This window comes from Wolbachia endosymbiont (group A) of Oxytorus armatus, assembly GCF_964027005.1.
Lineage (GTDB): Bacteria > Pseudomonadota > Alphaproteobacteria > Rickettsiales > Anaplasmataceae > Wolbachia > Wolbachia pipientis.
This window is the reverse complement of sequence record NZ_OZ034719.1, coordinates 646,928-660,773: the sequence shown is the minus strand read 5'-3', so window position 1 is coordinate 660,773 and position 13,846 is coordinate 646,928. Positions and strand designations below refer to the sequence as shown.

General features: G+C 34.9%; 12 protein-coding genes and 2 pseudogenes. 13 read left to right on the top strand and 1 reads right to left on the bottom strand.

The genetic code is table 11. The features are described from left to right. Nucleotides 1-253: 253 nt before the first annotated feature. Nucleotides 254-3,586 (bottom strand): UvrD-helicase domain-containing protein, encoded by a 3,333-nt coding sequence (locus AAGD79_RS03295; protein ID WP_341811607.1) that lies wholly within the window; start codon nt 3,584-3,586, stop codon nt 254-256. An 81-nt stretch (nt 3,587-3,667) separates the two neighbouring features. Between AAGD79_RS03295 and AAGD79_RS03290 the strand changes: the two genes are divergently transcribed. The 13 genes and pseudogenes from AAGD79_RS03290 (at nt 3,668) to AAGD79_RS03230 (ending at nt 13,837) form a co-directional block, all read left to right on the top strand. After that, nucleotides 3,668-4,534 (top strand): 4-(cytidine 5'-diphospho)-2-C-methyl-D-erythritol kinase, encoded by an 867-nt coding sequence (locus tag AAGD79_RS03290; protein WP_006280386.1) that lies wholly within the window; start codon nt 3,668-3,670, stop codon nt 4,532-4,534. Between the two features lie 3 nt (nt 4,535-4,537). Beyond that, complete coding sequence (locus tag AAGD79_RS03285; RefSeq protein WP_341811606.1) at nt 4,538-4,894, top strand: Mth938-like domain-containing protein; 357 nt, start codon at nt 4,538-4,540, stop codon at nt 4,892-4,894. 1 nt (nt 4,895) lies between these two features. After that, entirely contained in the window at nt 4,896-5,696 is an 801-nt protein-coding gene (locus tag AAGD79_RS03280; protein WP_010962536.1) for a metal ABC transporter permease, read from the top strand. Between the two features lie 131 nt (nt 5,697-5,827). Beyond that, nucleotides 5,828-6,007 carry a hypothetical protein gene (locus tag AAGD79_RS03275; RefSeq protein ID WP_010082539.1) on the top strand — a complete coding sequence of 60 codons (180 nt, stop codon included), beginning with the start codon at nt 5,828-5,830 and terminating at the stop codon, nt 6,005-6,007. Between the two features lie 5 nt (nt 6,008-6,012). After that, nucleotides 6,013-7,005 (top strand): DNA polymerase III subunit delta, encoded by a 993-nt coding sequence (gene holA / locus AAGD79_RS03270; protein ID WP_341811605.1) that lies wholly within the window; start codon nt 6,013-6,015, stop codon nt 7,003-7,005. Nucleotides 7,006-7,174: 169 nt separating this feature from the next. Continuing rightward, nucleotides 7,175-8,209 carry a Fic family protein gene (locus AAGD79_RS03265; RefSeq protein ID WP_209472855.1) on the top strand — a complete coding sequence of 345 codons (1,035 nt, stop codon included), beginning with the start codon at nt 7,175-7,177 and terminating at the stop codon, nt 8,207-8,209. Nucleotides 8,210-8,572: 363 nt separating this feature from the next. Further along, the gene (gene dapB, locus AAGD79_RS03260) at nt 8,573-9,358 is read left to right on the top strand and encodes a 4-hydroxy-tetrahydrodipicolinate reductase (protein WP_010962542.1); all 786 of its coding nucleotides are present in this window, start codon (nt 8,573-8,575) and stop codon (nt 9,356-9,358) included. Further along, nucleotides 9,355-10,113 (top strand): phosphate ABC transporter ATP-binding protein PstB, encoded by a 759-nt coding sequence (gene pstB, locus AAGD79_RS03255; RefSeq protein WP_065094809.1) that lies wholly within the window; start codon nt 9,355-9,357, stop codon nt 10,111-10,113. Before dapB ends, pstB begins: the two co-directional genes overlap by 4 nt. A gap of 239 nt (nt 10,114-10,352) precedes the next feature. After that, nucleotides 10,353-11,217: pseudogene (locus AAGD79_RS03250) on the top strand (IS982 family transposase). A gap of 243 nt (nt 11,218-11,460) precedes the next feature. Beyond that, a pseudogene (locus AAGD79_RS03245) lies at nt 11,461-11,679 on the top strand (IS3 family transposase); the annotation flags it as partial. A gap of 18 nt (nt 11,680-11,697) precedes the next feature. After that, nucleotides 11,698-11,880 (top strand): hypothetical protein, encoded by a 183-nt coding sequence (locus AAGD79_RS03240; protein WP_341811145.1) that lies wholly within the window; start codon nt 11,698-11,700, stop codon nt 11,878-11,880. Between the two features lie 122 nt (nt 11,881-12,002). Further along, nucleotides 12,003-12,179 carry a hypothetical protein gene (locus tag AAGD79_RS03235; protein WP_182319925.1) on the top strand — a complete coding sequence of 59 codons (177 nt, stop codon included), beginning with the start codon at nt 12,003-12,005 and terminating at the stop codon, nt 12,177-12,179. Beyond that, the gene (locus AAGD79_RS03230; protein ID WP_341811362.1) at nt 12,173-13,837 is read left to right on the top strand and encodes a recombinase family protein; all 1,665 of its coding nucleotides are present in this window, start codon (nt 12,173-12,175) and stop codon (nt 13,835-13,837) included. Before AAGD79_RS03235 ends, AAGD79_RS03230 begins: the two co-directional genes overlap by 7 nt. The last annotated feature ends 9 nt before the right edge of the window (nt 13,838-13,846 follow it).

Sequence of the window (13,846 nt, the reverse complement as noted above, 5' to 3'; positions counted from 1 at the left end):
TTCACCAAAAGTGCTTCATTCTATAACGCAAAACCCATACTCACCAAACCCAATGCATTACTTGCAATTAAGTTTCCTGGATCCCAGTGTCTGGCACTGGGATGACACCGTCATAAAGGAACCAGTGTCAGCTACTTTCATGACACCCTTCTGGTAGGCCCAAATCGCAATGTTCGTACAGTTGTGGAATGAATCGCGGGATGACGGTTCGCGGTGGTATGACGTAGTAGCTATTTCTTGCAATCAAGTTTCGTTAAAAGTCAGATTGAATGGTTAAATCTTCCACCCAAATAACCACGCACTCTACTTGCTTGTTTGGATATATTTCTTGTACTAAGGTTTTATAGATTAACATCTGTTTTTTTATTTCATTTAATAAGGAAACAGAAACGTTACGGTGTGATTTGTAGTCAATTATGATTGCTTTATCTTGCGTTATGCATAGCCTATCTAGTCGTACTAATACTGACTTGCCATCAATTGTTCCACTCAGTGTAATCTCTGATTTGCCTTCCAAGTCAAACAAATAGCCATATTTTTCATTAAAGGCTAATATTTTACTGTAAATTTCATCCTTATCTTCGCTGATGTTATCAAGGTATTTTCTGACCCAATTTTTTCTCCTTTCTTTTTCTATCTTGGGCATATACTGCAATATGCTGTGAATAATCAGGCCTCTTGCATAACCATCTGTCATCCAAGTAGCTGACACTGGGATCCATTCTGCTCCTTCTTTTTCACTGGATTCCAGCGTCACGCGCTGGGATGACACCGAAGAGTGGGCTAAAGCTGGTGGAAGGTAAATGACCGGAACGTCAAAGTAATCACGTTTTTTATAAATGTAAGGGTAGTTTGCATTCACGCATAATACTTCAACTTTTTCTTTAAATATTGGCCGTAAACCCCTTTGTTTCTTTTCATATGGTTCTCCATACTTAGTGATTAGATCATACCAAGAGCCCTTTTGCACTGGCTCTTTACTTAAGATGTATAACTCATCTTCAGCACGCGTGAGTGCTACGTATAATAAACGCAAATATTCATTATAATCCTCTAGTTTTTTCTCTCTTTTTACTTGATCGCAATAAGCGTTGTTGTTTTTTCCACACCAAAATGGTGCTTCCGTTCCATCAAAGATAATGCTTTCACTGTTTCTTGGCACTGTGTTTGTATCAACCAAAAATACTATGGGAGCTTGCAGACCTTTTGATTTGTGAATTGTCATTATTCGCACAGCATTGCGTTCTGATTGCATATCATTCTTAATCTCCGGGTTATTCTCCTTGATCCACTGAACAAACGCTTGAAGAGATGGATTTTCAAATTGCAACACAAGGTTCATAAATTCGTCTAGGACCTCGAAGCACTCAAGACCTAGCCTTGCAGCAAATTTCTTCTTACCTGTACGTAATATATGCGTAAATAGTGCAAGAGGAGACTCTGTGCGAGATAAGTTAATGAGATAGTTTAATTCACTATAGATAACCACAGAATAATCCTGAATTCTTTCCCATAGTGAATGCTCTTTACGGTCGTATGCAATGTTAAATAAATCATCCTCGGTGAAATTAAATAGCGGTGATTTTAAAGCATTTGCAAGAGCTAAATCATTTGCCTGGAGGAGTAAAAATTCGGCCAAAGCTATTAAGTCCTGCACGGCTATATAGTCCATAATTCTAAAATAATCCCGGCCTACAACTGGCACATTTGCTTTTTTAAGTTCGCTTATTATGTAATCAACTAACACGTTTCGTTGTCGCACCAAAATCATAATGTCTCTTGGCTCTATATGGCGATCTTTAGCGACTAAAATCCGCCCTTCGTTTAACCAATTGTGAATTCTGTTAGCTATTGTTTGAGCAAGTAATCGATCTGCTATTGTATAACCTTCCTTGCATGTCAGAGGAATTTGTAAAGCTCGCTGTTCTTTCTCTTTGCGCCTTGGTAACGCTGGCCAAATTTCAATATATCCTTGGTCATTTTCTCTATGTGGAACATGTTTTATTTCATTATCATTAAAAGATATTTCTGCGCGGAAGTTATTAAATATTCTATCTACAAGCATCAAAACTTCTGGAGTTGAACGAAATGACTTTTCAAGTTGGCATGATATCCAACCAGTTTTCGTATGAAAGTATTGTTGCATATAGTTGAATAGATGGGGATTTGCTCCTTGAAATCTGTATATGGATTGTTTTACGTCACCAACTACAAATAAGGTTCGCTTTTCATCATTACCGGCAAAAAATTCATCGCAGAGATTTGTTATAATTTTCCACTGGCTGATGCTATTGTCTTGTGCCTCGTCAACAAGGATGTGATCTATTTTTTGATCCAAGTTAAACAATATCCAATCTTTATAGTTTGGATTGCTGAGAAGATTTGTTGCTAAGTCAATTATATCATTGTAGTCAAGCAGTGCATTTTTTGATTTTTCACTATTATACAAATCAACATATACTTTAAATACACCAAGTAAGCTACTGGTTCTCTTGAATATTTGATAAGAGTTCATGTCTCTTATATGGGTAAATACTACATTCTGAACGCTCTCTATTATTTGCTCTGCATCTTTGAATTTCTCCAAAATACTTTTTGTTGCAATGGATGATATGCTCTTTTTTTCGTGCGATTCTGATTTTAGAAATACCTTGGCTAGGTTTTCTATTTTGGTGTCATTCCACTTTATTCCGGTATCATCCGAGTAGCTGACACTGGTTCTTTTTTTCTGGATCCCAGCTGGGATGACAGTAGAATAAAGTATTTCACTATAACTCTGATCTCTTTTACTGCCTTCACTTAATATCTCGGCTAGTCTTCCCACGTGCTCAATTGTTTCACTCTGTAAGTCATGAATTTCATCTGGGGCGCTCAATTTATCTTTGATATATTTCGAATCATTTGCTGATATCGATCTTTTTATACATAAAGTATAAAGCAAATCGCGTAGTTTATTTTCATCAATTTCAGTTGCAATAAGGTTGATATCATCCTGCACAGTTTCGTTATGAAGCACTTTATTGAATATGATGGAATGTAATTCTTTACATTCACTCAGCGTGCAATTTGGAGCAATGCCAGCTTCTATAGGAAAGCTGGAGATTAATTTGTAACAGAAAGCGTGTATGGTTTGTATAGTTAGACCAAGATTTTCCAGTTCAGAGAAAAGCCTTCTTGCTCTTGTTAAGTGACGATCAAGTGCTTCATTTTTTCTGGATCCCTCCGTTATCCCAGCACTCTCCTTTGTCATCCCAGTGCTTGACACTGGGATCCATTCTTCCTTTTTTCTGGATTCCAGCGTCACGCGCTGGGATGACACCGATTCCTCACTTAAATGCAAGAGGTCTAGTTGTTCCAGATCCATTATTAATTCACTCTCTGAGCATATTGCCCACTTACTGAGTATGCTGTGAATGCGATTCTCCATTTCGTTTGCTGCAGCATTGGTGAATGTTAAGCAAAGAATATTTCTTTTGTTTTCTAATAAAAGTCTCAATACTCTGTCTATTAAGATTTTTGTTTTGCCTGTACCAGCGGACGCATTTACCCACACAGAGAAATTAGGATTTATGGCATTTGATCTCATCAGAAGTGCGAGAACCTTATAAAAGTTGACTAGAATAGCATTATACATATAATGTAAAAATAGTGTTAGTGAAGATATATAATGAAAAGTTTTTGTGTAAAGGCGCCTGCAAAAATCAATCTTTTTTTGCATGTTGTAGACAAAAAAGAAACAGGGTATCACTTGATTGAAGGTTTATTTGTCTTTGCTAATCTCTCTAATTTTTTGGAAATAAAAGTAGGTGAGAAGGATTCTAGATACGATAACTCTACAGTTGAATTTATAAACTCCGAGTCTAAAATAAATAACCAATATAACACTGTAATGAAAGCGGTTAATCTGCTGCTTAGGCATGCTCCTGTACGCACTAAAGTCACTGTAAAGGTTGTAAAAAACATACCAATTGCTGCAGGACTTGGTAGCGGATCCTCAGATGCTGGAGCTGTGGTACGTACGCTAGGGAAGCTGTGGGAGATTGATAGGACGATTTTAAATGAAATAGCCTTAAACGTTGGTGCTGATGTTCCCGCAAGCGTAGATAGCAAGCCAGTTTTTGTTAGAGGTATTGGCGAAGAATTATGCCACATTAAAAAATTCTCTTTACCTACAAATGTGGTGCTTGTGAAACCGAAAAAAAGGTTTTTGAGTACACCAGAGGTATTTTCCAAACATGAAGGAAAATTTTCTGAGCCAATTAAATGGAGCGATGACGCTGAAAAGGATTTGTTGAAGCTTCTTAAAGAGACGAGAAACGATCTTCAAGAAATAGCAATAAGCTTTGTACCTGAAATTAAGGATGTGATATCAACACTTGAGTCACAAGAAGGCTCTATACTTTCTCGCATGTCAGGCAGTGGTGTATCATGTTTTGGAATATTCGATAGTGAGGAAAATGCAAAAGCTGCTGCAGTTAATATCGGAAAAAAGCAACCAGAATGGTGGGTATGTGACACTCAATTAATAGTTTGACTTATGCCCTTAATTTCCGAGAATAAAAATCTTATAAATGGTTACAGGGAAGGAAAATTTTTGGTGAATAATAGAGAATATTGCGGCTCAATTATAATTTTTCCTGAAAAGGTGATTAAATTGAAAGAAAGTGATATAAATAGCAAGGAACATTTTAAATCTTTTTTAACAGAGGAAATAGAAATTTTGTTAATAGGTACTGGTAAAACACGCAATATACCAAGTTCTTCAGTGAAGTCCTATCTTATGGAACAAAAAGGTTTAAATTTTGAATTTATGACAACAGGTTCTGCATGCAGAACCCATAACGTTTTAATATCCGAAGATAGATTTGTTGTCAGTTATCTAATAGCCATATAGCATGCTTACCCAGGACTTTTTCATCAATAGTCTAGTTGCAGTAGTTGTAATTAGCCTAGTAACAGGCGCTTTAGGATCGTTTATGATATGGCAAAGGTTATCTTATCTTGGTGATAGTTTGTCCCATTCTTCGTTGCTTGGTGTTGCACTTGCTTTAATCTTTAAGATTAGCCCATCGCTTAGCATAATGCTCATTGCAATTACATTTGCTATACTACTTTCTCTTAATTTTAACAGATTATATTCTGCTGATACGATATTGAACATTGTTACCAATGTAGTTTTATCATCGAGTTTAATACTTATGTCTTTTCTTCCATCTGGCAATAATAGTATTATTAGCTCACTGTTTGGTGATATATTAACGCTCGATCAAAGTGATATAGTATTGATTTTTTTAACCTCTGCAGTAGTTACTTTGATATTAATATTTAGATGGCGTTATTGGTTAATGATTTCAATTAATCAAGATTTAGCAGTAGTTGAAAAAATTAATGTTACCTTTGTTAGACTAGAATTTTTAATCACTCTTGCTATATTTATAGCAATTGCTGCCCAACTAATAGGAATATTACTCATTGCTGCATTTTTGCTAATACCAGCAGCATCTGCAAGGCTCATTTCGAAAACTCCAATGCAGATGATTATTGTTGCAACAGTTTTTTCTGTGATCTCTGGGATATCAGGTCTCATGTTATCTGCAAGTTTTGATTTGTTAACTGGACCTGCAATTATACTTGTTGCAGCGGTATATTTAATTATCGCTTATTTTATAAGGCTAGTATTAAGCAGGTTGGCTTAATTTTGATCTCGAATGTTAATAATTTTGTAATATACTCATTATAAAACATCACTATCTTAGCACAAAATAGTTTTTGCTATACTATTATTTATATGCTAATGATAAGTTGTTAATTTTATGGAGTAAGCAATATGAGCGAAGAAGGATTTTTTTCCAAATATATATCTCAACCTGTGAAAAAATTTTATAATTATATTACAGGAAAAACAGAAGAGTCAGATGATGTAGCAGGTGATGTGCATAATATTGCACAAGGAGACTCAGAGTCTTTGGATACTCATGTACAGTCAAATGAGAATGATATCATATAGATAGCATGAGGGTCACACCATCCAAAGTTAAAAAATTCCTAGAGAAACCTGATGCTTTACGTGGTGTGTTAATTCATGGAAGTGATAACAGTAGGGTTGATTTTTATATACAAGAAATAATTGCTAATTTGGGTGAGTATTCAGTTCAGGTGATGGATTTTGCAATAGTGCATAAGTCACCCAGTTTACTGTTTTCTGAATTGGCAAACGTTTCGATGTTTACCAGCAAAAAATTAATTAAGCTGATAAATGTGAGTGGAGGTATATCCAAGGAGTTAAAAAATGTATTGGATTATAACGCAAGTGGTCATTATGTAATGATGGTAGCAAATGATCTTCCATATAATTCTGCGACTAAAAGTTATATGGAGAGTTCAAAAATTTTTGGTGTGATTGCTTGCTATAAGGACAGCAACAGCAATCTTTATGACATTATATCAAGTTACTTAAAACAAAATGATATAAAATGCACAAATGAGATAATCTACCATTTGCAATCTTACTTTAATCATAGCAAGCTGCCTATATGTTCAGAACTTGAGAAGTTAGTTTTATACTTAGGGGAGAGAAAAGACCTAAAACTTACTGATATAGAATTATGCTTTTCAACTTCCGGCAACGACTATGCTACACTTGATGATCTATGCTCTGCCATAGCAAGTAAAGATATGTCGCGTTTCATTAGAATTTCTGATGCATTGATATCGCAAGAAAATTTTTCACCGATAGCACTAATTCGCATTATATCAAATTATTTCCTACGCCTTGAAAACGTTTTGCTGTCAGTGCAAGGTGGAATGAGTGAGCAGACTGCGATTGATCAGCTAAGCCCTCCATTGTTTTTTAAACAATTGCAGAGTTTTAAATCTCATTTGAAAAGTTTGCAACTTTCAGAACTTAAGAAGATCTTGGAAAAATTGATAAGCTTAGAAGTTACCTGTAAAAAAACTGATTTAGATCATAAAATGATTTTTCAACATGCACTGACGGGTAGCTGACTACTCGGATCCAGCCTTTCTTATAATTTCATCAAAATGTTGTATTTTAACATAAAATAGCTGCTTTTATGCCTACCAAAATTCATTCTTTAGTGTGTGTCTCACAAGTATTCTTTGCTAATAGGATATTTTCGAATATAATTGAATATAACTAGATAAAAATACAGATATGTTTGACATTTCAAAAATTGTAATAACACCTGAAATGTTAAAATTAGTTGCTGAAATTGATGAATTTAAAGGAGCATGGCAATTGTTTGGTAATTTAGCTCCAGAACGTTTACAAATGCTCAAGAAAATTGCAACAATTGAAAGTATTGGTTCTTCTACTCGTATTGAAGGGGCAAGATTATCAGACCGTGAAGTTGAGCAATTACTATCCAAACTTGATACACGCTCATTTCGTTCTCTAGATGAACGAGAAATAGCCGGATATGCGTATGTGTGTGAAGAAGTATTTCAAAACTTTAACAAGATGCCATTTACAGAAAACACTATAAAACAGTTTCACATCTGGCTTTTACAATTTTCATATAAAGATCAAAGGCACATGGGAGAATATAAAAAATTCCCCAATCATGTTGAAGCGTTTGATGAATCTGGAAAAAGCTTGGGCATAGTTTTTGAAACAGCCTCTCCATTTGAGACAGCAACACAAATGCAAGAACTTATTTATTGGACTAGCCAGCAATTAGAGGTGAAATCGTTACACCCTCTATTAATTATTGGCATTTTTATAGTTACTTTTTTAGCTATTCATCCCTTCCAGGATGGAAATGGCAGATTATCACGCATTCTCACAACTTTCTTGTTACTAAAGTTAGGGTATATCTATGTACCTTACAGTTCCCTTGAAAGTAATAAGGAGAGTTACTACTTAGCTTTGCGTCGTACTCAACAATCCTTGAAGACGAGCAGCTATGATTTTAATCCATGGCTTATATTCTTTTTAAGGTCACTACAAAAGCAAAAATTTCATCTTGAACAAAAGGTGTCACATGAAAAAGTGTTAAATCTCTATTTACCACCACTTTCTGCTAAAGTATTAGCACTACTCAGCAAACATGGACGTCTTACAATTAAGGATTTGGAAAATATTACTAAAGCAAACTGCAATACCTTAAAGAAGCACGTATCTAATCTCGTAAAGAGTAATCACATCACTCAGCATGGAAAAGGCAAAGCAACCTGGTATGTAATATAGAGCTCAATAGGATATGTATTCATTTTGAATTGTTAAATTATTCAGCTATAGAATATAGATCACAGCTGTACAAACATTGTAGTTTGAGCCCACTAGATCCCAGTGCCCAGACACTGGGATCCAGAAAAGTTTGCTTGTAAGCAAGCAAATTAGCATAGAAAGTGGTTACAACGTTTTCGATGAGATTGCAGAAAGGCTAGATTCCAGACTGGAATGACATCGTTCACTATGTACCATATTGCAATAGTTGTGGTCAAGGCACTGGGATCTGAAATTGCAGTGTTCGTACAGCTATAGAATATAGATCAGAAGTGACAGAGCTTAAAAAAAGGCCTAACATTCTTAATAAACGTAAAAAGCTTTATGAAAATCAGAGTTGGAGTAATAGGCTGCTTAGGCAGAATGGGCAAAAAAATACTCAATGAATTAATTACAAATACCAAAGTGGAAATAGCAGGTGCTGTTGCCCGTTCAGGCAGTAAGTACATAGATTCAGATATTGGACCAATTATAGCCAATCTAGGAATTAAAGTTACAAGTTCTATTAGTGGCATATTTGAGTCATCTGACGTTGTAATAGATTTTACAACTAAAGAATGTATGTTAGACTGCCTTAAAGCAGCTGTAAAATTTAAAACACCGCTGGTTAGTGGCACAACTGGAATAGAAGGTGTCGATTTGAAAGAATATGCTGCTGAAGTTCCAATATTATGGTCAGCAAATATGAGTGTTGGGGTTAATGTGTTGCTGAAATTGGTAAAAAAAGCTGCTGAGCTTTTAGGTAATGAATATGACGTTGAGATTTGGGAAATGCATCATAACTTAAAAAAGGATTCACCATCTGGAACAGCTATAGAACTTGGCAAAACAATTGCTAACGCTTCAAAAGTGGATTTTCAGTCCAATCAATATTTACATAGTGGTTCAAACATAAGGAAAAAGGGGGGAATAGGTTTTGCAGTATCTCGTGGAGGTGGAGTAATAGGAGATCACAGCGTGATGTTTGTTAATTCTGATGAACGGATAGAACTAAACCACAAAGCAATTGATCGCACAACATTTGCTAGAGGAGCTGTTCAAGCAGCAGTATGGCTATACGAAAATAAAAGAGAAATTCCGGGGCTCTATTCAATGCAGGATGTGATATGAGCAATACACGTGCCTCTGTTAAAGATTTAAATCTCTGGTACGGCTCTAAGCAAGTTTTATTCGATATAAATTTGAATATTTATAAAAGAAAAGTTACTACTTTTATCGGACCATCCGGGTGCGGTAAATCAACATTTTTGCGTTGTTTTAATCGTATGAATGACTATGTACCAGGTTGCAAAACTGTTGGTGAATTAGATATCGATGGGCTGGGTGATATATATTCACGCGATATGGATGTTGTACTACTTAGAGCAAAAGTTGGTATGGTATTTCAAAAGCCAAATCCTTTTCCAAAATCAATATATGATAATGTTGCTTATGGGCCAAAATTGCATGGTATGGCGAAGGATAAGCAAAAATTGAATGAGATGGTGGAAAATAGTTTAACCAAGGTTGGTTTATGGGAAGAATTGAAGGACAGATTGCAAGATAGCGCACTCAATTTATCCGGTGGCCAACAACAGAGGCTATGCATCGCTCGCGCAATTGCAGTGAAGCCAACTATTTTATTAATGGATGAACCGTGCTCTGCTCTTGATCCAATGGCAACCAATGCAATCGAAAATCTTATACAAGAGCTGAAATTAAGATTTACTATAATTATGGTGACTCATTCAATGAAGCAAGCTAAAAAGTTATCTGATAGTGTAATTTTCTTTCATAATGGCAGAATTGTTGAGTCTGGAAGCACTCAAGAAATATTCGAAAATGCTCAATCTCCCTTAACAAAGGAGTATATCCTGGATCATTAAATTTCTGACCTTACCCAGAAAAAGTGGAGAGAAAGAAAAGAGTTTTTTTGGGTAAAATAAAATTTTGGAGGATTAGAAATGGTAAGAGAATATACAGCAGAATTCAAATTGGAAGCTGTTAAACTGGCAAATGAACAAAGAAACCCCAGTTATGGATTAGAAAACAGATAAAAGTAGAATTAATAAAGAGGGAAATAGGGTAAACTCAAGTATTTTAACAATAATTTAAGAGGTTACCCATGAAGAAAGATATTACAGAACTTTACTGCTGCGTCGAGGATTTTTGTCGTGTAGTAGATGAAAATTTTGCAAATAAGTTCTTATCAAATGGCAAAAAACCAACCAGAGTACCAGAAATAGCGCACTCAGAAATGCTAACCATAATCCTGTTATACCACCAATCGCCATGTAAAAACTTCAAGGCTTTTTATCTTTGTTACCTTAAGTTACTCTATAGATCAGAATTTTCAAAGATGCCTTCATATCACAGATTTATTGCCTTAAAGCCGAGAGTTTTACGGTATTTAGCATTACTTCTTCAATGGTTCTGCGAACAAGCGAAAATGACAGGTACTTCCTACATTGACACTTCTACGATTGCCATTTGCCACAAGAAAAGGATCTCTAGGAACAAAGTTTTTGATGGTTTAGCAGAAATTGGTAAGAGCACGTATGGTTGGTTTTTTGGCTTTAAATTGCACTTGGTGATTAACGAAATTGGAGAAATTCAATCACTTACTCTAACCAAAGGTAACGTTGATACCTGTGCCAACTATAACTAAAAGACTGACAGGACTTTTGTTCGGAGATAAAGGCTATATCAAGAAGGAGCTCTTTGAGGAACTCTTCGATAGAGGTTTAAAGCTTGTCACTAAAGTGAAAAAAGGCATGAAAAACGCACTAATCTCACTAAAAGAGAAGGCTTTATTGAGAAAAAGGTCGATTATTGAGACAGTCTTTGGTTGTTTAAAAAATAAATTTGAGCTTGAACATACACGGCACAGATCGCCAATAAATTTTCTGGTACATATTTTTTCTACATTAATTTCATATTCCATGCAGTCAAAAAAGCCTTCTATTTCTAAGCCTTACTGTGTTGGTTAATCCATAACTGGGGTAAAGAAAGGCAGGTCAAACAATTACAAAAATAGCAAGAGATTTAGGAATAAAGGGTAGTTTATTAGGAAAATGGATAAAGAAACACAACGAAAAAAAGTCGGCAGCAGATGCATTTCCAGGTAGAGGTAACATGGCTCCTTACGACAAAGAGAGGTTTGATTTACAAAGCAAGAGTAACAAGGGAAAGAGACATTTAAAAAAAAGCCCTGGCCAGTCAAAAAGAGTAAAATATTTTTTTATATAGTAACTGCTATAAAGTACAGGAATTATGTAGGATTTTCTGCTAGTGGCTACTATAAGTGGACCACAAGAAAAATAAGCAGTAGAGAATCAGCAAATAAAGAGCTACTCGCAGCTATTCAAAAAATATATCAAGTTTCTAAATGTAGATATGGAGCTCCTAAAATTCATGCTGAATTGAAGGCTTTGGGTAAAAGTTGCAATTTGAAAACGGTGCAAAGTATTATGCAGAAAAATGACATCAGGGCTATACTGAGAAGAAAGTTTAAAATTAAAAAACAACAAACAGATAATAGAGCTGTAGCTCCCAATATACTAGATCAAAACTTTATTGTTGATCAACCAAATAAAGTATGGGATTACTTACATCAAAACCAAGGAGGGACTCCGCCAACAATATTGCAATAAACCTGAAACTTGAGAAGACTATTTCCCGAAAGCTTCTACAAAAAGAACGGAGAGTTGAATTTATTTATAGAGCTAATGATCAAATAACCATATGTCTCGATGGATAATATATGGTAGAGCTCATGGGCAACAAGAAATTAATAGTTCGTATTAGTTGTAGTTATGAAGTAAATCGATTAGCAGAGTTGTATCTATTAGATGCATATGAAAAATTAGTGTTAAGTAAACCAATAAAAGCGAGCAAAAAGGAAGAAAACTCTGAATATAAGAAAGTAGATTTGAGGACGGTAAAATGGTAACAGTTAGTTTATATGCAAGAGTTTCTTCAGGGAAGCAAGCACAAGAAGATACAATAGCAAGCCAAATTGCTACTATAGAGAATCAAATTAGTATGGATGGACATAAATTATTAAATGAATATAAATTTATTGATAATGGTTATAGTGGTTCTAACATAATCCGTCCTGGTTTGGAAAAATTACGTGATAAAATAGCAGAAGGTAACATTGATAAGGTTTATATTCATTCTCCTGATCGTTTATCTCGTAAGTATGCATATCAGATGATATTACTTGAAGAGTTTAAGAAATTAGGAGTGGAAGTCATTTTTTTAAATCATCAAATTAGCGATAATCCAGAATCTCAATTACTATTACAAATGCAAGGTATGATAGCAGAATACGAACGTGCAAAAATCATGGAACGAAGTCGTCGAGGAAAGATTTATGCAGCAAATAAGGGTTGTATAAGTGTAATGAGTGCTGCTCCTTATGGCTATCGTTATATAAACAAAAATACAGAAACAGGACAGGCCTTATTTGAGATTTATGAAGAAGAAGCTGAAGTTGTTCGTAAAGTATTTTCTTGGGTAGGAAGAGAAAGAGCCAGTATAGGAGAAGTATGTCGTAGGCTAAGTGCTATGTCCATTATGACGAGAACTGGAAAAGAGTATTGGGATAGGGCTGTAGTTTTGAGTATGTTAAAAAACTCTGCTTATAAAGGACAAGCAGCTTTTGGTAAAACAAGGTTTGGTGTCAAACTAAAACATATAAGACCGAAAAAAAACTCCTGCGAGCATCCAAAAGATAATTATTCTACTTATCCTGTTCCAAAAGAGGATTGGATTTATATTAAAGTACCTAGTATAGTAAGCGAAGATTTATTTGAAATCGTTCAAGAACAATTAGCTGAGAATAGAAAAATAGCAAGAACAAGACAAAGAGGAGCAAGACATTTATTGCAAGGTTTAGTAGTATGTAAGCTTTGCAATTATGCATATTATGGTACTAGCACTGCAAGGAATAAGGAGGGGGAAAAAACTAATAATCAGGTATATTATCGTTGTGTTGGCACGGATTCATACCGTTTTGGCGGTAATAAAATGTGTAACAACAAATTAATTCGTACAGATACATTAGACATGGCTGTGTGGGAAGAGGTAAAACATCTATTAAAAAATCCAAATAGAATATTAGAGGAGTATAAACGTAGACTTTCAGAACTTAAAAAATCACCACTAGATCAAAAAAGTGCTTTGCTTGAAATACAAGAAGATAAGTTAAAACGAGGTATTGCAAGGTTAATTGATAGTTATGCTCAAGAATATATTGATCAAGAAGAATTTGAGCCAAGAATTAAAGCAATGAAACAAAACTTAAAAATGGTTGAAGAACAAAAGAAAAAGATATTTGATCAGAAAAAACTCACACAAGAGTTAACTCTAGTAGTAACAAATTTAGAGGGGTTTTCCTCTAGTATTAACTCAAGTCTTAATAATGCAGACTGGCTAACTAAACGTGATATTATTAGAACGTTAGTTAAGCGAATTGAGATTAATTTTGAGGATGTAAACATTGTGTTTAGAGTAAAAGAGCTTCCAGACTCTTTTCATATGGAGAAAAATCAATGCTTGCAATGTTGTTGTAGGGGTAGGGATGGCTATATTTGGCAGCAATAATTCTCACGT